At 72.3% G+C, this 17709-nt stretch carries 18 protein-coding genes and 1 pseudogene; 11 read left to right on the forward strand and 8 right to left on the reverse strand.

Going from position 1 to position 17709, the window contains the following annotated elements:
• Positions 1-17: 17 nt before the first annotated feature.
• Positions 18-452: a hypothetical protein gene (locus V9U70_RS06195; protein WP_336673444.1), complete on the reverse strand. Its 435-nt coding sequence runs from the start codon at positions 450-452 to the stop codon at positions 18-20.
• A 265-nt stretch (positions 453-717) separates the two neighbouring features.
• Here V9U70_RS06195 and V9U70_RS06200 point away from each other — a divergent pair, with 265 nt between their 5' ends.
• Both V9U70_RS06200 and V9U70_RS06205 read left to right on the forward strand, forming a co-directional pair.
• A complete protein-coding gene (locus tag V9U70_RS06200; RefSeq protein WP_336673445.1) occupies positions 718-1203 on the forward strand; it encodes a helix-turn-helix domain-containing protein in 486 nt (161 codons plus the stop codon).
• Complete coding sequence (locus V9U70_RS06205; protein WP_336673446.1) at positions 1196-1558, forward strand: DUF4180 domain-containing protein; 363 nt, start codon at positions 1196-1198, stop codon at positions 1556-1558. Before V9U70_RS06200 ends, V9U70_RS06205 begins: the two co-directional genes overlap by 8 nt.
• A 54-nt stretch (positions 1559-1612) precedes the next feature.
• Here V9U70_RS06205 and V9U70_RS06210 read toward each other — a convergent pair whose 3' ends face one another.
• On the reverse strand, positions 1613-2599 hold the full coding sequence (locus V9U70_RS06210) for a sporulation protein (protein WP_336673447.1): 987 nt from the start codon (positions 2597-2599) through the stop codon (positions 1613-1615).
• Between the two features lie 382 nt (positions 2600-2981).
• Here V9U70_RS06210 and V9U70_RS06215 point away from each other — a divergent pair, with 382 nt between their 5' ends.
• The 5 genes from V9U70_RS06215 (at position 2982) to V9U70_RS06235 (ending at position 7276) form a co-directional block, all read left to right on the forward strand.
• A complete protein-coding gene (locus V9U70_RS06215) occupies positions 2982-4319 on the forward strand; it encodes a hemolysin family protein (protein WP_336673448.1) in 1338 nt (445 codons plus the stop codon).
• Positions 4316-5332: a hemolysin family protein gene (locus tag V9U70_RS06220; protein WP_336673449.1), complete on the forward strand. Its 1017-nt coding sequence runs from the start codon at positions 4316-4318 to the stop codon at positions 5330-5332. The genes V9U70_RS06215 and V9U70_RS06220 overlap by 4 nt, the downstream gene beginning before the upstream one ends.
• Before the next feature lie 145 nt (positions 5333-5477).
• Positions 5478-6098 (forward strand): L-threonylcarbamoyladenylate synthase, encoded by a 621-nt coding sequence (locus tag V9U70_RS06225; RefSeq protein ID WP_336673450.1) that lies wholly within the window; start codon positions 5478-5480, stop codon positions 6096-6098.
• Positions 6099-6223: 125 nt separating this feature from the next.
• Complete coding sequence (locus V9U70_RS06230; RefSeq protein ID WP_336673451.1) at positions 6224-6844, forward strand: hypothetical protein; 621 nt, start codon at positions 6224-6226, stop codon at positions 6842-6844.
• A gap of 207 nt (positions 6845-7051) precedes the next feature.
• A complete protein-coding gene (locus V9U70_RS06235; protein ID WP_096624144.1) occupies positions 7052-7276 on the forward strand; it encodes a hypothetical protein in 225 nt (74 codons plus the stop codon).
• A gap of 67 nt (positions 7277-7343) precedes the next feature.
• Here V9U70_RS06235 and V9U70_RS06240 read toward each other — a convergent pair whose 3' ends face one another.
• From V9U70_RS06240 to V9U70_RS06255, 4 genes are all read right to left on the reverse strand, one after another.
• Positions 7344-7874: a P-loop nucleotide/nucleoside kinase family protein gene (locus V9U70_RS06240; RefSeq protein ID WP_336673452.1), complete on the reverse strand. Its 531-nt coding sequence runs from the start codon at positions 7872-7874 to the stop codon at positions 7344-7346.
• A 150-nt stretch (positions 7875-8024) separates the two neighbouring features.
• A complete protein-coding gene (locus V9U70_RS06245) occupies positions 8025-9701 on the reverse strand; it encodes an ABC-F family ATP-binding cassette domain-containing protein (RefSeq protein WP_336673453.1) in 1677 nt (558 codons plus the stop codon).
• A 264-nt stretch (positions 9702-9965) separates the two neighbouring features.
• Complete coding sequence (gene mptB, locus V9U70_RS06250; RefSeq protein ID WP_336673454.1) at positions 9966-11498, reverse strand: polyprenol phosphomannose-dependent alpha 1,6 mannosyltransferase MptB; 1533 nt, start codon at positions 11496-11498, stop codon at positions 9966-9968.
• A gap of 85 nt (positions 11499-11583) precedes the next feature.
• A complete protein-coding gene (locus tag V9U70_RS06255; RefSeq protein ID WP_336673455.1) occupies positions 11584-11853 on the reverse strand; it encodes a hypothetical protein in 270 nt (89 codons plus the stop codon).
• Between the two features lie 680 nt (positions 11854-12533).
• Here V9U70_RS06255 and V9U70_RS06260 point away from each other — a divergent pair.
• The 4 genes from V9U70_RS06260 to V9U70_RS06275 all read left to right on the forward strand — a co-directional run bounded on the left by V9U70_RS06260 (position 12534) and on the right by V9U70_RS06275 (position 16923).
• Positions 12534-13367, forward strand: coding sequence for a PP2C family protein-serine/threonine phosphatase (locus tag V9U70_RS06260; RefSeq protein ID WP_336673456.1), 834 nt, complete (start codon positions 12534-12536; stop codon positions 13365-13367).
• A gap of 63 nt (positions 13368-13430) precedes the next feature.
• Positions 13431-14453 (forward strand): MASE1 domain-containing protein, encoded by a 1023-nt coding sequence (locus V9U70_RS06265; protein WP_336673463.1) that lies wholly within the window; start codon positions 13431-13433, stop codon positions 14451-14453.
• 355 nt (positions 14454-14808) lie between these two features.
• Positions 14809-15003: an antitoxin gene (locus V9U70_RS06270; protein ID WP_336673457.1), complete on the forward strand. Its 195-nt coding sequence runs from the start codon at positions 14809-14811 to the stop codon at positions 15001-15003.
• A 279-nt stretch (positions 15004-15282) separates the two neighbouring features.
• Positions 15283-16923, forward strand: a complete 1641-nt coding sequence (locus tag V9U70_RS06275) for a sigma-70 family RNA polymerase sigma factor (protein ID WP_336673458.1) — start codon at positions 15283-15285, stop codon at positions 16921-16923.
• 178 nt (positions 16924-17101) lie between these two features.
• Here V9U70_RS06275 and V9U70_RS06280 read toward each other — a convergent pair whose 3' ends face one another.
• Both V9U70_RS06280 and V9U70_RS06285 read right to left on the reverse strand, forming a co-directional pair.
• On the reverse strand, positions 17102-17443 hold the full coding sequence (locus V9U70_RS06280) for a hypothetical protein (RefSeq protein WP_336673459.1): 342 nt from the start codon (positions 17441-17443) through the stop codon (positions 17102-17104).
• A gap of 43 nt (positions 17444-17486) precedes the next feature.
• Positions 17487-17709, reverse strand: a pseudogene (locus V9U70_RS06285) (aa3-type cytochrome oxidase subunit I); the annotation flags it as partial.

Consider the following 17709-nt stretch of genomic DNA (forward strand, 5'->3'; position numbering starts at 1 on the left):
GGAGCGTCAGGGGTCAGTCAGTCGGCGGTGTGGTCGGGGTGCCCTTTCGTCCGGCGGGCTTCCTTCATCTCGGCCTCGTAGAGGTGGTCGCGGCCGTCGGCGAGTTCCTGCCTGATCTGCCGCTCGATGGCGCGGAACGGCTCGTAGTAGGTGGTGTTGTACTCCTCGACGATCTGGAACGTCCAGTGGCCGGGAATGACGTTGCGCCCGAGAACCTCACGTTCGACCTGGTCGGCACGGTCTGTGTGGCCCGCCTCTCGCAGCAGTCGCACCGCCTCGTCGAGGCAGAGGTCGGAGCTGCCGGTCAGCTGGTGGAATTCGTACAGAGCGCCGCGGGCACGTTCGGCCGTCTCCAGCGCCTTGGAGAGGGCGCCGAGGGCTTCGACAGTGGTGTCGGTGACGCCTTCGGGCCGTCGGTGCCGCAGGTCGGGTGGCTGGGATCGGGCGTTCATGTCCGTCGCCTTCCGCTTCCGAGAGAGCGGGCGCCCCGGCGCACGCCCTCCTGGGAGGGTCCCGCGTCGGGTACCGCGGTCCGGGTGCTCATGGGGCTCCTTGTCTGCTGCGGGGCACGGTCCGTCTCCACCTTCCTACCCCGGCCGGTGCTCGATCTGCCGAAACGACCCGAGGAAGGACGAAGATGATCACCGAGTTCCCTAATCTTCCCTATCTTCCCTTATCAGAAATAACCGAGGGAAGCTTAAGGTAGTCTTCGGACTTATGGAGAACGAGCAGAGGGAGCTGTACACGATCGGCGAGGTGGCCGAGAAGCTGGGTCTGCATGTGAGGACCGTCCGGAACTACGTCCGCGACGGCCGGCTCAACGCCGTACGGATCGGCAAGCAGTACCGGATCAGCCGGGAGGACTTCGCGACGCTGACCGGCCGACCCACCGCCGCGCCACCGGCTTCCGCGCCCGCCGCCGGCCATGTGGAGGTCTCCTCCATCGTCCAGGTCGACGCGCTGAGCCCGGACGCCGCGCACCGACTGACCACCTTCGTCACAGCGAGCGCGCAGTCCTCCCCAGGCGCGTCGGGGCGGCTACGCGTCGAGACCGTCTACGACCCGGAGCGCACCCGAATGAAGATCGTCATCCTCGGCGGAGCCGCGGCCACCGCCGATCTGCTGCACCTGATCCACGGTGTACTGGGCCCCGACAGCGGCCTGTTCCCCGCCGCGGGCGAGGAAGGAGACCACCGTGCCTGACGTCCTCGTGGAGCACCACGGCATCCCCGTCCTGGTGTGCGATGCCGAGGGTCCGGCGATCGCCACCGTTCAGGACGCCCTCGACCATCTGATCGGCGGGGCCTTCCAGGGCGCGCAGGTGGTCGCGGTGCCGGCCCAGCGCCTCGATGAGCGCTTCTTCGACCTGAGTACCGGATTCGCCGGGGCCGTTCTGCAGAAGTTCGCGAACTACCGGCTGCGCCTCGTCGTCGTCGGGGACATCGACCGCCATCTGGCGGCCAGTGCGGCACTGCCCGATCTCGTCCGCGAGGCCAACCGGGGCCGGGACGTCTGGTTCGTCCCGGACCTGGCCGGGCTCGTCGCCCGGTTGCCTTGAGCAGCTCCGGACGGCCGGGCGGGATACGACCCGCCCGGCCGCCGGAGGGCCCCGTCACCCCTCGTCGCCCTCGTCTCCCTCCTCGTCCTCCTCGGCCTCGAAGGCGTCGCCGATCTCGTCGACGACTTCGGCGGCGACCATGCCGCCGGCGACCCCGACAGCCGCGCCCGCAGCCGCCCCGGCCACCACCGCTCCGGCGCCGGGGCCCGTACGGCGCCCTCCGTAGGGGTCGCCCTGGTGGGCTTCGTACGAGGAGGACTCGGACCGGGCCGGGCCGCCGGCGACGACCTGCTTGAGCCAGCCGTCGACCCGCTCGTTCCAGACGTCCTGCGAGGCGGGGTAGTGGGGGGCGGTGAAGCGGTGGACGGTGTCGTGCCCCTCGGCGAAGAGCCCTCCCCGCTTGTCCGCCTCGATCACGACCTCCAGGCCGCCCGGCGAGGCGAGGAAGGTCACCTCGATCTCGTTCACGGCGTGGGCGTGGTCGGCGGGCGGCAGGATCTCGATCTCCTGGTAGCACGGGAGCTGCTGGCCGGTCCCCCGGATGTGGCCGAGTTCCAGGTCCGCCGATCTGAAGACGTATCCCAACTGCCCGAAGGCCTCCAGGACCGCCTCCTGGGCGGGCAACGGGCCCACCGCGAGGGCGTCGAGGTCACCCTTGTCCCGGGCCCCCGAGATCTCCAGCTCGGTCCGGATGCCGAGGACGGGGCCCAGGCGCTGGCCGCGGAGTTCGGTGATGGGCGTCTCCCAGGGCAGGGTGACGGTGAACGGAACGGCGTGGTCGGCCTCCTCCGGGAGCCGGAAGCCGCCGCCGACCGTGAAGCGTTCGAGGACGACCGTGCCTTCGTGCTCCTCATCGCCTTCGACCTCGACCCGGGCGACGAGCAGGAGGGAGAGCCGGTCGACCGACACGTCCGCTCCACCGCCACGCAGACGGACCTCCCCGGAGAGGGGGCCGCCCGGCAGTGCGGGGCCGGTTTGCAGGACGGTGTCGACCGAGGGGCCGCCGACTCCGAGGGCTCCGAGCAACTTCTTGAACACCATGGACGGCGTACGCTCCTTCTGTGGCTGGGATGATCGAGGGCGACTGGGCCGCCTCGCCGGGCGAAAGGGACCCGGAAAGGTAAAGGTTTGCCCATCCTGCGCTCGCTACGCACCGTTTCGGCCAGCAAGATCACCGCCGGGTCCGGGGCGACACCGGGGTCCTCATGAGGTGAGCCCCTCCGGTGTGACACCTGCTGTGACGCGGGCCACTCCCTTATGCTTTGCGCTCCCTTTACTATCAACGAAGCGGGTTCACACCCGTTCCCCATCGTCGACCCCGACGACCCGAACAGAGAAGGAGCTGCGGTCCCGCAATGGGTGAGCCTCCCAGTACGTACCGTGCCATCCCCGCCCCCGTACACCAGGGGACGGAGGTGACACGGTGAGTGAAGTCGTCCTGCTCCTGCTGGCCCTCGGGCTGACCCTGGCGTGCGCGGTTTTCGTCGCGGCCGAGTTCTCGCTGACGACCATAGAACGCAGCGAGCTCGAACGTGCCGCGCAGGCCGGTGAGCGCGGCGCCGAAAGCGCGCTCAAGGCCGCCAAGCGGCTCACTTTCCAGCTTTCCGGCGCTCAGCTCGGCATCACCGTGACCTCGCTGGTCATCGGCATGCTCGCCGAGCCGTCCCTCGCCGTGCTGCTGCGGGGCCCGCTGGAGGCCGTCGGCCTTCCGGTCGGCGCCGTGTCCACGGTCGCCACACTGCTCGGCGTGGCCGCCTCCACCGTCGTCCTCATGGTCATCGGCGAACTGGTCCCCAAGAACTGGGCGATCTCCAGCCCGCTCGCCGTCGCCAAGGTCGTCTCGGGTCCGCAGCGGGCGTTCACCGCCTGCTTCGCCCCGCTGATCCGCCACCTCAACAACACCGCCAACCGCGCCGTGCGCCGGATGGGGCTGGAGCCGGCGGAGGAGCTGGCCTCGGCCCGCACACCGCAGGAGCTCATAGCGCTCGCCCAGCACTCGGCCCGCGAGGGCGCGATCGAACAGGACTCGGCCGAGCTGTTCGTCCGTACCCTGCACCTGGCGGAGCTGTCCGCGGAGAACGTGATGACGCCGCGGGTGGACGTCCGGGCGGTGGAGGCGCACGCCACCGCCGCCGACGCCGCCAACCTCACGCTGGCCACCGGGCTGTCCCGCTTCCCCGTCTACCGGGACAGTCTGGACGAGGTCATCGGCACGGTCCACATCCGTGACGTGCTCGCCCTCGACGAGACCGAACGGGCCCGTACCCCGGTCACCGCGCTGGCCACCGAGCCGCTGCTCGTGCCCGACTCACTCCCGGTGGACCGCCTGCTGGCGCAGTTGCGCAAGCACCGCACCATGGCCGTGGTGATCGACGAGTACGGCGGCACCGCGGGGGTCGCCACGGTCGAGGACATCGTCGAGGAGGTCGTCGGCGAGGTCCGCGACGAGCACGACCCCCACGAGCGCCCCGACCTGGCCCCGGCCGAGCCGCTCGGCGACGGCCGCCCCGTCTGGGAGGCAGGGGGCAGTCTCCGGCTGGACCAGCTCGAGAGGATCGGCTTCCGCGCGCCGGAAGGCCCCTACGAGACGCTCGCGGGCCTGCTCGCGACGCAGCTGGCCCGCATCCCCGTCCGTACGGACCGGCTGGTCGTCGACGGCTGGCAGTTCGACGTGCTCGACATCGAGCACCACCGCGCCGACCGGGTCCGGATCACCGCGCCCGCTCCGGCTCTGGCTCTCGTGGACGAGGACGTCCGATGACCGCTCTCCAGCTCGCCATCGGCGCGCTCACCCTCCTCACCAACGCCTTCTTCGTCGGCGCGGAGTTCGCCCTCATCTCGGTGCGCCGCAGCCAGATCGAGCCGCAGGCCCTGCAGGGCAGCCGGCGCGCCAAGAGCGCCCTGTGGGGCCTCCAGCACCTGTCGGCCGCCATGGCCACCGCCCAGCTCGGCATCACCATCTCCTCGCTGGTGCTGGGAGCCGTCGCGGAACCGGCCATCGCCCATCTGCTGGAGCCTCCGTTCGACGCGGTGGGCGTGCCGGACGCGCTGGTCCACCCGATAGCGTTCGTCATCGCGCTGACCCTGGCGACGTATCTGCACATGCTCATCGGCGAGATGATCCCGAAGAACATCGCTCTGGCCGCCCCCGTCGCCACGGCCCTGGCGCTGGGGCCGTCCCTGGTGGCTCTGACCCGGGCGCTGCGCCCGGTCATCTTCGGGATCAACGCCTTCGCCAACGCGTTGCTGCGGCTGCTCAAGGTCGAGCCGAAGGACGAGGTCTCGTCGGTCTTCACCGATGACCAGCTCGTCCGGCTGGTGAAGGACTCCAGCGAGGCCGGCCTGCTCGCCCCGGCCGACGGCGAACGCCTGCGCGACGCCCTGGAGCTGGGGACCCGGCCGGTCGGCGAGGTGATGGTTCCGCTGAACCGGACCGTCACCGTCGACCTCGGCATCACGCCTCAGGGTCTGGAGCGGGCGGCGGTCGGCTCGGGCTTCTCCCGGCTGCCCGTCACCGGCCCGGACGACGAGCTCCTCGGCTATCTCCACATCAAGGACGCCCTCGGTGTCGCGGAACGCACCCAGCCGCTTCCCACGAGCGCCATCCACCCCATCATCCGGGTGGAGATCGACACCCCCCTCGACGACACCCTCACCGCGATGCGTGCCGCCGGCACGCACCTCGCGGCCGTCGCCGGCGACAAGGGCACGGTCATCGGCTTCGTGACGATGGAGGACGTGTTGGAGGAGCTGGTCGGGGCCGCCCCGGCCTGACGACCGGGAGGACGCCCAGCCGTCACGAGGGCGGCGGCGAAGCGGAAGTCCAGGCGGCCCGACACGCGTGATCGCGCGTCGGGCCGCCGTACGCGGTCCCCTCCAAGGACCGCAGGGGCCCGGCCCGAACGCGTAAGCTCGGCGAATGGCCAAGTACTTCGACGTGCACCCCGAAAACCCCCAGCCCCGCACCATCAGCACGGTGGTCGACAGCATCCGTTCCGGCGCGCTCGTCGCCTACCCGACCGACTCCTGCTACGCGTTGGGCTGCCAGTTGGGAAACCGCGACGGGATCGGCCGGATTCGATCGATCCGGAACCTCGACGATCGTCACCACTTCACCCTGGTGTGCCACAGCTTCGCGCAGCTGGCGCAGTTCGTCCGCGTGGACAACGACGTCTTCCGCGCCATCAAGGCGGCTACGCCCGGCAGCTACACCTTCATCCTCCCGGCGACGAAGGAAGTGCCCCGGCAGTTGATGCACCCTAAGAAGAAGACGGTCGGCGTGCGCATCCCGGATCACGTCGTGACGCAGGCCCTGGTCACCGAGCTCGGCGAGCCGCTGCTCTCCAGCACCCTGCTGCTGCCGGACGAACAGGAGCCGCTGACCCAGGGCTGGGAGATCAAGGAACGTCTCGATCACGAGGTCGACGCGGTGATCGATTCGGGCGACTGCGGAACCTCGCCGACGACGGTCATCGACTTCTCCGGGGGCGAGGCGGACGTCGTACGCCGCGGTGCCGGGGACCCTTCCCGCTTCGAGTAGTCCGTGCCTCGACGGCCGGGGAAACTGCGCCGACCGGGTGACCTTGGCCGGCTGCCCGAGGTCGCCCGGGTGACGTTCGGGCCGGTGTCCGCGTTCGGTTCCGGAGCTCGGCGAGACTGGCAGGCGTGACAGGTGAGCGACTGCGGTTCGACGGCTGGATCGCCGGTGTGGGCACGTCCTCGGGAACCCGCGTGGTGGTGGGGCACTGGCCTCGCTCCCCGTTCGGGCCCTTCAGCGACGTCATGGTGCAACGCCCCGGCGGAAAGCGGCTCCTGCTCGCTCCTTCCGGGCCCGTCGCGGACTTCGTCGCCGCCACCTACCGCTTCGACCGCATCGATGTGGTGCCTGTGGCGGTCTCCGTCTCCGGCGACGTGTGGCTCGTCGAGGCCGGGCCACTGCGCCTGCGGCTGCGGACCGGACGGCAGTCCCCGTTCGGGCTGCTCCTGTCCGCCGTGCCGGCGTCTTTCGCCCGCAGCCCGCTCTGGGCGCGGCTGTGCGATCTCCCGGCCCGGACGCTGATGCCCGGCGTACGCACCCTGGGGAGCGCCGGTTCAGGGCGACGGGAATGGTACGGGGCTCGGGGCCTGCGACCGGTGCTCGCCGCGGACGCCTCATGGGGCGGAGCGAGCCTGGGGGCGCTCGCCCCGCTCGATCCGCCCGTCGCCTTCGGATTCGGATCGGCCCCCCGACGCCCTTGCGTGGTCCGCGTCACCACAACGGTGGAACGAAGAGCCCCGTCCGGCTGACCGTGCCCGTGGGGCCCCACGAAGGTCTGCCGGCCGGGGGTCCCTGTTGCGGTCGCCGGGTACGCAGCGTCCGATCCCGGTCGGCTGGCCGGGGCGGGCCGGGCCCTGGCGTCGATCGCGGCGCGTCCTGCGGGGCGGTCCGGGCCTGTCCCCGGGGCCCGGCCGGTCGGGGATGCGAGGCGGCTGGGCTCGGCGCAGGGTGGAGCCATGGCGAATCCTCCGATCGTCATCCATCGGCCGACCCCTTCGGGCGGCCGGCGGGTGACCGTGCACTACGAAGGCCGGGACGAGATACTCGGGCTGGCCCACAGCGACCATGACGTGATCGTGTTCCTCACCGAGGCCGGCCTGGAGGAACCCGACCGCATCCTCGACAACCCGGTCTGGGTGGAGTGGCGGGGCGGGCGCGCCCACCGCTACGAAGCGGCCTGAGGGCCCGTGCCCGTCCCTCCGCCTCACCCGCCCCTGGGCCGGCCGACCGGCTTCCCGGCCGCCGGGGTCACTGCCGCAAGCCGTCGAGGATGGCCGAAACTGTCTCTTCCGGCGTCTGGTCGGATGTGTCGAGCCACCATCCGATCCACGGCGTCCGGCTCCGCAGATGGGCGTCGAACGCCTCGACGGTCCACTCCCCGTATCCCTGCTTCCCCCGCGTCCTCTCCCTCGCCTGCACGGTCTGCGCCGAAGGGGCCAGGACGACGACGTGCAGCGGACGGGTGCGGACCCTGGCGACGTACCGCGCGAGGTCGTCGCCGATGACGATGTCCTGGACGATCACGGTCCATCCGTCGTCCGCGTAGGCGTCGGCCACCAGCGCGGAGACCCGCTGGCGAAGGTCCAGCTGCTCGCGCTGGTCCGCGGTCCCCTCTGTCGTCATCTCGGCGCGGCCCGAGACGATCATCCGGCGGAAGACGTCGCCACGGACGTGGACGGCGCGCGGCAGGCGCTCCGCCAGAAGCTGGGCGACGGTGGACTTCCCCGAGGCCATCACTCCGGTGATCAGTACGACGCAGGGGCCGAGACCGACGTCCATGCGCATCTCCTCTCCGTCAGGGCGTCCGCCCGCTCCACCCGGCCGGCGGGCCGCCGATACGTCGCGGCGGGCCGTCGAACGGCCGCCGCCGACGTCCTGTGCCCACCGGGGCGGGCCGGGTGGCGGCCCCGCTCTGCGGGTCGGGCCTGTTCACACCGCGCCCGCCGTGCTTGCCTTCCCGCTGTCGAGCAGGTCCCCCGCCTCCTCGGCACTTGTCTCCCGCAACTTCTCGGCCAGCAGAACCCAGCGGGTGATGCCCACGGACCGCAGGAACGGCAGGTCGTGTCCGGCGATGACGAGAGCGCCCTCGTAGGACGCCAGGGCGCTCGTCAGCTGGCGCACACTGGCCAGGTCGAGATTGTTGGTCGGCTCGTCCAGCAGCAGCAGTTGGGGGGCGGGGGCGGCGAGCATCGTGGCCGCGAGCGCGGCCCGGAAGCGTTCGCCGCCCGACAGGGTGCCCGCGGGCTGCTCCGCGCGGGCGCCCTTGAAGAGGAAGCGGGCCAGCTGGGAACGGATCTGGTTGTCGGTATTGCCGGGAGCGGTACGGGCCACGTTGGCGGCGACGCTCAACTCGTCGTCGAGGGTGTCCAGCCGCTGGGGCAGGAACTTGAGCGGCACGGACACCACGGCCTCGCCAGAACGCGGTGCGAGCTCCCCGGCGAGCGTACGCAGCAGGGTGGTCTTGCCCGCTCCGTTCCGGCCGACCAGGGCGACGCGCGCGGGCCCCTTCACCTGGAGACCGCCATCGCGCAGTCGGCCGAAGGGGAGGCTGAGGTCCCTCACCGTCAGGACGGTGCGCCCCGCGGGCACCGCGGTGTGGGGCAGGCTCACCCTGATCTCGTCGTCCTGGCGGATGGCGCCGGCGGCTTCCTCCAGGCGCTCGCGGGCCTCGTCCAGGCGGTCCTCGTGCAGTCCGCGCAGCCGGTCCCCCGATTCCTGGGCGGAACGCTTCCGCTCTCCGGCGACGATGCGCGGCGCACGCCGCTGCGCGTCCAGTTTCCTGTCGTGGCGCCGACGGCGGGCCACCTTGGTCCGCGTCTCCTCCAGTTCGCGCCGCTGACGCCGTACGTCGGCCTCCGCCGCGCGCAGCGTCCGCCCGGCCGCCTCCTGTTGGGTGGCGAGGGCGTCTTGGTAGGCGGACCAGCCGCCTCCGTACCAACTGACCGAGCCGGACCGCAGTTCGGCGATGCGGTCGACGCGCTCGAGGAGGTCCCGGTCGTGGCTGACGACGATCAGGACGCCGGCGCGCCACGACTCGACGGCCTCGTAGAGCCGACGCCGGGCGACGAGGTCGAGGTTGTTGGTGGGCTCGTCGAGGAGGAGGACGTCCGGGCGCTCCAGCAGCAGCGCGGCCAGGCGCAGCAACACGGTCTCTCCGCCGGAAAGCTGCCCGACCGTGCGGTCCAGTCCGATGTCGCCAAGCCCGAGGGCGCTGAGGGTGGCCTGGGCACGTTCCTCCAGGTCCCAGTCGTCGCCGACGGTCTCGAAGTGCTCCTCCCGCACGTCTCCGGACTCGATGGCGTGCAGGGCGGCCCTCCGTTCGGCGATGCCGAGGGCCCCCTCGACCCGGAGGGCCGTGTCCAGGGTGAGGTTCTGGGGCAGATAGGCGAAGTCACCGCCGACGGTGACGGACCCCCCGGTGGGCCGCAGCCGCCCGGAGAGCAGCCGCAGAAGGGCCGACTTGCCGGTGCCGTTGGCGCCGACCAGGCCGGTACGGCCGCAGGGGACGGTGAGGGAGAGGTCCTCGAAGAGACGCGTGCCGTCGGGCCACTGGAAGGTGAGGCCGGACACGGTCACGGAGGCGCCGGGCGCGGTGGGATGGCTCATGGGGTTCTCGCAGTCGCAGAAGCGGGGCAGTCAAGGGGCTTCTTGTGCGAGCAGCACGCGGCGACCGGCCGGGGGGAGGTGGGGAGCGGTCTCGCGGAGACGAGGAGTGGCTCAGCACCGAGGTCGCATCCACGCGGGAGTCACGGGCGGCAGACATGCCGACAGCGTCGTGACGGTGTACGGGCCATGGCCGTACCGCGTGATGATCGCGGACCTCAGATGCGCAACGTCCACCTCTATCGGAGACGACAGGACTCGCTCAGCCTAGTGGAGGCCCCGGTGGGACGTCGAGCCATTTCCTCCGCGAGCGTTCTGCGGGGCAGGAGCCGGGGCCGGCGGGGCGTCATCCTGGTCGGGGCAATGCGCGGGTGTGCGCTGGCTGGGCAGATGGACGCCAGGTGCTACGGCGGAGGTTCTGCGGATGGCGAGCGTGCCGAGCACGGCGGCGATGGCCGCCAGGACGAACCCATAGGGCGGGGTGGCGCCCGTCGGATGGGTTTCGTAGACCAGGGCCGCCGACAGGACGATCAGGGACGCGGTGACCCGGCCGTCGTGCGCGGTGGCGGCGACGACGGCCATGCCCCACAGCAGGTACCAGGGCTGAACCATGGGCGAGAGGGCGACCAGGCCGAGCAGGGAGAGGCCTAGGGCGTGGGCCGGCGCCACCGCTCCCCTCATCGCGCGCCGGGCCAGCAGGGCTGTCAGGGCGAGCGCGGCCGTCAGGCCCAGGGTCTGGACGGCGGACTTGACCGGCTCCGGGTCGGCGCCCACGAGGAGACGCAGCAGTTCGCCCAGCCCGAGGCCGAGGTCGCTGGGGACGGAGAGCGCGGTGTGGATGTTCGCGGCGACGCTCTGGGTCCTGAGCCAGCCGAAACCGGTGCCGCTGAGCACCGTCGCGGCGCCGGCGACCGCGCAGGCGATGAGGCCCGGCGCGAGGAGCGCCTTGGCCCAGCGGCGTATCCGGGGCCCGGTGGCGGAGGCGTGCACGAGGACCCCGATGAACAGGAGCGCCATCGCCGCCGGCGACTTCACCATCATGGCCAGGCCGACGAGAGCGCTGCCGGCGGCCCGCCTGCCGCGCAGCGCGAGCACCAGGCCGCCGAGCATGAGCCCGATCATCAGCCCGTCGTTGTGCATGCCGCCGATCACGTGGATGAGCAGGAGCGGGTTGAGCGCCCCCAGCCACAGAGCCCGGCGCTCGCTGCGGCCGTGCTCGCGCGCCAGGCGGCGCAGTCCCCAGACGATCAGGGCCAGCGACCCGAGCGCGATGAGCCGCATCCCGAGGACGGCGGGGACGATCGTGCCGCCGGTGGCCCCCGCCACGGCCGCGGACAGCAGCAGGAAGAGCGGTCCGTAGGGGGCCGGGGTGTCGCGCCAGTGGTTGCCCACGCTCGCGGCGGCGTCCCCTCCGATCCCGGCGGGGTCCAGGACGGAGGGGCCGACGGTGTAGACGTCGTGTCCTTCCAGGACCATCGCACCCTGGGCGATGTAGCTGTAGACGTCTGCGCTGTAGAGCGGCGGCGCCAGCAGAAACGGCACCGTCCACCACACGAGGGTGACAAGGGTGTCGCGGACGGAGGCGGCGCTCCTGCCGTACTGCCACCAGGCGACGACGAGCACGGTCAACCCGGCGTAGGCGACGACGGCAGCGGCGGTCCGGGTCGCGGACCCGTGGTCGGTCCACAGGCTCCAGGGGTCGTGGGCCGGCAGCTTCCCGGAGAACCAGCCGCCCGCGGCGACCGCCAGAGAACCTGCCGCACCCGCCCGACGGCAACCGACCGCGCTCAAAGCCCACATGACCGCCCAACCTATCGGACGGCATTGCCCGTCTCCGCCCCTCCCCCGGCACGGGCGGCGGCTCCGTCCGGTGCACGGCGTGCCGCTATCTCACGTCCCCGCGCCAGTCCCACAGGTGGCTGTCCGGCGCTCGCGGGCCGTACTCCGCGCGGCCGCCCGGCCCGTACGCGCCGATCTCGGTGACCAGCCCGACGCCCTCACGCAGGTCCGCCCCGCTCCAGCCGGTGACGTCGAGGAGCAGGCCGTCGAGCGGGCCGCCCACCAGCTCGCGGTAGTCGTGCCCCGGTTTCGGTCCGGGGCGGGGGTCGTCGTGGTCGGCGCCGTACACCCGTCGCTGCCTCATCAGCTCGTCCATGCGGGCAGCATCCCACCGGGCACTGACAACGGCTCGGTACGCGGGTCCATCCGGCCATCGTCAGCCGCCCCCTCATCTCAGCCGCGCCCGCCCGGCGTCCCGCTGCCGGGCGCGGTTGCCCGGCCGGACTCGGGGTGCCGGTGGACCCTGAGCCCGGCCGCCTGGTTGTGGACGGACCGCCGCCAAAAGCGGGTGCACGTCCGCCCGTGTGCCGGGGTACTCACCGTCGACGGCCTTCCGCCCCGTCTGGTCCCCCCGCCCGGAGAGTCCGGCTTCGCCCCCGGGCGGCCCCCACCCGCACGGGTCGGCCTCGCCCCCGGGTGGCCCCTCGGCCCTCTTGCCGGTCCTCCCATCGGAAGCGGCAGCGGCGTCGGGACCCGGGTCGCCCGGCCCGGCGGCGGCGGGCACGGCTGGGGCCGGTGCGGGACCCGCTGGTCCGTCCGTCCGTCCGTCGCCGAGCCGGGCGGGGCCCGGCGGGCTCCCCGCACCTCTTTGCACCGCCGCTCGCGGCCATCGCGTGGCGTCTGAGCCACCTCGGCGTGATGCCGGACCTGCACGCGGACCACACGAGCGGCAGCCGTGCCGGACCCGCGACGGTCACCGCACTTCCGTCGTCCCGCGGTCGCCTCCTCGGGCCGCTCGCCATATGATGCAGGGACTCACGCACCGCGGAGCAGCCCATGAACCGGCGTCGGACTCCCCGCTCAGGCAGCGCCGAGGACCTGCTCAGCACGTTGCAGAACCTCACCGCCCGTGCTCGGCGGGAGGTGGAATTCCACCAGGCCAGAGTGGAACTCGCGCAGGCACTGCAGCGCGACATGCTGCCGGCGGCCCTTCCCGCGGTCCCCGGCCTCCAGGCAGCCGCCCGTTACGCGCCGGCCCGCAACGGCCTGGACATCGGCGGCGACTGGTACGACGGCTTCGCCCTCGCGGACGGCGCTCTCGGGTTCGCCATCGGGGACGTCCAGGGACATGACGTCGAGGCGGCCGCCTTCATGGGGCAGGTCCGTATCGCGATGCGGGCCATCGCGGCCACGGCCGCCGATCCGGGCGAGGTCATGGGCCGTACCAACGATCTGCTGCTGTCCGTGGACTCCGGGCTCTTCGCGACGTGCACCTTCCTGCGGCTGGACCCGGTGACGTGGGAGTTGCACAGCGCACGGGCGGGCCATGTGGCGTGCGTATGGGCCGCCGTGGACGGACGGTCCGGGATCACGGAGGACCCGGGCGGCATGCCGCTGGGGATCGAGCCCGGTGAGAGTTACCCCGTCACCCGGCGCACTCTCGACTTCGACGGGGCACTCGTACTGCTGACCGACGGGGTCGTGGAGGGCCCGTCACTGGTGATCGAGGACGGCCTGGACCGGGTCCGGCGGCTGGTCGCCGGGCACGCGGGGGCGAGCGCGGAGGTGCTGGCCGACGAAGTGCTGGGAGCGGCGGAGCCGACCGGTCACGCGGACGACGCAGCCGTACTCGTCCTGCGGCACGCGGCCGCCCGCCGCGGGACCCGGTGACGGCCGACCGTACAGCGCGTGTCACCCGCCGCCTCCCGGCGGGCCCGGTGTCTGATGAGTGCTGTGATCCACAGCGAGGAAGCCAGACGTCGGGCCGTGTACGCAGCGCAGGTGCTGGCAGTGGCAGGCGCCTACTACCTGTCGGGACGGCTGGGGCTGACCCGGCAGGTGGTGGTGGACGGCGCTGTGGTGACTCCGCTGTGGCCGCCCACCGGGATCGCGCTCGCCGCACTGCTCCGTCTGGGTGTCCGGGTCTGGCCGGGCATCGCTCTGGGCACGCTGGTCACTGTCACCGATCTCGGCGACGCCTTCACCGTGAGCCGTCTGGCCATCATGTTCGGCAACACGGCCGCCCCGCTCGCCGCCTACTGGATGCTGCGGCGGGCGGGTTTCCGCGACGATCTGGCCCGGCTGCGGGACGGCATCTGCCTGGTCTTCCTCGGCGCGTTCGCCGGGATGCTGATCAGCGCCACCGTCGGGAGTTTCACTCTGCTGCTCGACGACAAAGTTCCCCCCGGCCGGTTCTGGCTGGTCTGGTCCTCCTGGTGGGCGGGGGACGTGATGGGGGTCCTCGTGGTCGCTCCCGTACTGCTGGTCCTGCGCCGGGCCCGGCTGCCCCGGGTGGGCGACCGGTGGCTGGAGGCCTCGGTCTTCGCGACGGTGATGCTGGCGGTCTCGCTGTTCGCGACGCACAGCTCCCTGTCCATGATCTATCTGGTCTTCCCGGTGATCATCTGGGGGGCTCTGCGCTTCCAGCTGCCGGGCAGTGCGCCGTCCGCCCTGGTCGTGTCGGTGCTCGCGATCCTCGCAGGAACGGACGCGCTGGGGCCGTTCGCGGGTCACACGCTCATGGAGATCATGGCCAACCTGTCGATCCTCAACGGGTCCGTCGCCCTCACGGCGCTGCTGCTCGGGGCGATCGTCACGGAGCACCAGAACATCCGCCGGGAGACGGAGTACGCCGTCGAGGAGTTGGAGGCCTTGGTGGAGCAGCTCGCTCCGCTGCCAAGGCCGCCCTCGGCACACCTCGGCGGCGGGGAGGAGGGGAAGCGACCCGGTGACGGGAGCCCCCGGCCCAAGCGCTGAACGCGCGCGGCCCCGAGGACCGCCAGGCACCCGAAGGCGACCGTCCTGGAGGACGAGGCGCACGGAGCGCTGATTCGATCGAGCGGTCAGTACGGCAGCGGGCGGCCGGACGGGGTACGCAGATCGAGCGGGGGCGGCCCGGAAGGCGGCGGGGGACGACGGACGACGACACGGATGCGGCCCACTGCCACCACCTCCTCCAGGTGACCGGTATCTGCCCAGTCCGCGCCGGTTCACACGTCCCGGCCGCTGGACGGTCCCGGCGCCCTACCGCGGACGGCGGCGCGCGGATGCGGGACGGGCTCGATGCGGTGACCCTTGATGGGCGGGGGCGTCGAGTCGAGGAGGAGGACGCATGTCCGCACTGGACAAGATCAAGAAGATGCTCAAGGGCCACGAGGACAAGGCCAGCAAGGGCATCGACAAGGCCGGAGGCATGGTCGACAAGCGGACCCAGGGAAAGCACAAGGGACACGTCGACACGGCTCAGGACAAGCTGAAGCAGCAGCTCGGGACGGACCGGGGCCAGGATGGGCCGCCCCGCTCCTGAACGACGCCGCCGTCGAGCGGGCCGAGGAGACGACCGGCCCCGCCGCACGCCGGGCCGTGCCGCGGAGGGCGACCCGTGGCACGGGTCCGGAATCTCCCCACCGGCGTGCGTCGGGCCGTCGGCCCACGAGGCCGGGCGGGGAGCCCGGCGCGCCCGAGCCGACAGATCTCGGTGACGGTTTTCCCAGTCGCCCGGCCAATTGTTGTTATCGTCCCGCGCGCACCGCGTCTCCCGAGTGTGGGAAGAGACAACACCGGACTCCGGAAAAGTGAGCACAGCATGGGCAAGGACCACCCGACGGTCTTGGTCGCCGCGGCGCGCCGCGGCGACCAGCAGGCGAAGGACCGCCTCGTCGCGGCGTACCTGCCGTTGCTGTACAACGTCGTCGGACGTGCGCTGGAGGGCCATGCGGATGTCGACGACGTGGTACAGGAGACGGTGCTGCGAATGCTCCGCAGCCTGCCGGGGCTACGCGACCCGGAGCGCTTCCGTTCCTGGCTCGTGGCGATAGCCATGAACGAGATACGCCGTCACTGGCGGGAACAGCAGACGGGCGCGGTGCCTGCCGCCCGACTGGACGACGCGTACGAGCTGCCGGACCCCCGGGCGGACTTCGTGGAGCTGACCATCCTGGAGCTCGGTCTCACCGGCCAGCGGCGGCAGGTGGCGGAGGCGACACGGTGGCTGGACGCGGACGACCGGGCTCTGCTGTCACTGTGGTGGCTGGAGACCGCCGGGCATCTGTCGCGGACGGAGGTCGCCGCCGCCCTCGAACTCTCCCCGCAGCACACCGCCGTACGGGTCCAGCGCATGAAGGCCCGGCTGGAAGCGGCCAGGGTGGTGGTGGGCGCGCTGGCGGCCGAGCCGCCGTGCGTCCTGCTGGCGGACGTCGTCGCGGAGTGGGACGGCGTCCCGTCCGCCCTCTGGCGCAAGCGGCTGGACCGGCACGCCCGCGAGTGCACGGTCTGTTCGGGGCACGGTTCGGGGCTGGTGCCGGCGGAGGGCCTGCTCGTAGGGCTGGCGCTGGTTCCGGTGGCGGCGGTCGGCGCGGGCGTCGCTCCCGAGCTTCTGGACACGGCCGCGCGTCTGCGGGCGCCCGGCCAGGCCTCGGAAGCCGCCGGGGCCGGACGCGCTGAGCGCAGGCGCGGGCAGGCACGGCGCCGTCGCCGCAACTCGGCCGTCGCCGCGGTGGCCGCGGTCGCGGTCCTGGGCGCCGGCGGCGCGGCGGTGCACCTCTACACCGACGAGGGGGCCCGGGACGCGGCGGCCGTCAGCGCGGATGCTCCGGCCCCCCGTGCGACCCCGGCCGTCGACTCGTCGGCCGCCCCGGCTCCCTCGGTCTCGACGACCTCGCCCGCACCCGCCTCCCCCACCGCCTCGACCACGCCCTCGCCCTCGGTGTCGCGTACACCCCCTGCCAAGCCTGAGAGGGCGGCCTCGCCGCTGCCCGGGCCCAGCTCCGCCGTCCCGCCCCGGCCCCCGAAGCCCGCACCGCCTGCACTGGCCGCACCGCCAGCACCGGCCGCACCGGCCGCACCGGCGGGGGTCGTCGGCGAGGTCACCGCATTGGTCAACGCGGAACGGGCGAAGGAGGGCTGCCGCCCGGTGCGCGTCAACGACCTGCTGTCCACGGCCGCCCAACGCCACTCCGAGGACATGGCGAACCGGGACTACTTCTCGCACACGTCGCCGGACGGCACAGACCCGGGCGACCGGATCACCGCGGCCGGGTACCGGTGGAGCACCTACGGCGAGAACATCGCCAAGGGACAGCAGACTCCGGCCGCGGTGATGCGGGGCTGGATGGACAGCCCGGGACACCGCGCGAACATCCTCAACTGTTCCTTCAAGGAAATCGGCGTGGGAAAACAGGCCACGGACGACGGCCCGATATGGACCCAGAAGTTCGGAGCCCGGTGAGGCCGACGCATTGAGGAGGGGCGCAGACGCCCGGCCCCCGGGCGGTGGGCCGGGCACGTCCGCGCCGATGGCTGGCCGTCAGGGCAAGGCCTGGTCCGGCACTGAGGAACCCGGTCCCGCCATCTGGCGTCGTCTGTTCGCGGTGCGGACGCGGGCGGCCGCACCGGAGACTCGCGGTTCAACGCAGATAAAGCACCAGCAGTGCACAGAAGCCGGCCGCCGCGCCCAGCGCCCCGGCCGTCACGGCGACGCAGCGGGCCCGCAGCCGTGCGTAGCGCCGGGTGTACTCCTCGCGCAGTTCGTCCGCGCGGTGGCGGATGCGGACGAGCGACTCCCGAGAAGCGGCGACGCGGTCGGCGACGTACACACGCTCGAGGTCGTCGCGCTGGGCCGTGGTCAGCCAGGGCAGTTGCTCCGTGAGCCGTCGCGCCCGCCGTCGCGCTCCCTGGACCTCGGCGTTCCACAGCAGGAAACCCTCCAGCTGGGTCAGGCCGCGGGCGCTCTCCTGGTCGGATGTCACCTGTTCTCCTGCTGCGTCGGGCCGTCCTGGCCGGGGGCCGTGCTCACTCGTGCCTGTCCCCCGGAGCGACGACCGAGGAGGCGTCGGGTCGGTTGGCCGCCTCGTCGAGAAGGCGGAGCGAGGGGTGGTGCAGGTCGAACGCCGGGGATTCGGAACGGATGCGCGGCAGGGTGACGAAGTTGTGCCGCGGCGGCGGGCAGGACGTCGCCCACTCCAGCGAACGGCCGTAGCCCCAGGGGTCGTCGACCTCGATCTTCTTGCCGTAC

It is taken from the genome of Streptomyces pratensis (assembly GCF_037137275.1).
Taxonomy (GTDB): domain Bacteria; phylum Actinomycetota; class Actinomycetes; order Streptomycetales; family Streptomycetaceae; genus Streptomyces; species Streptomyces pratensis_B.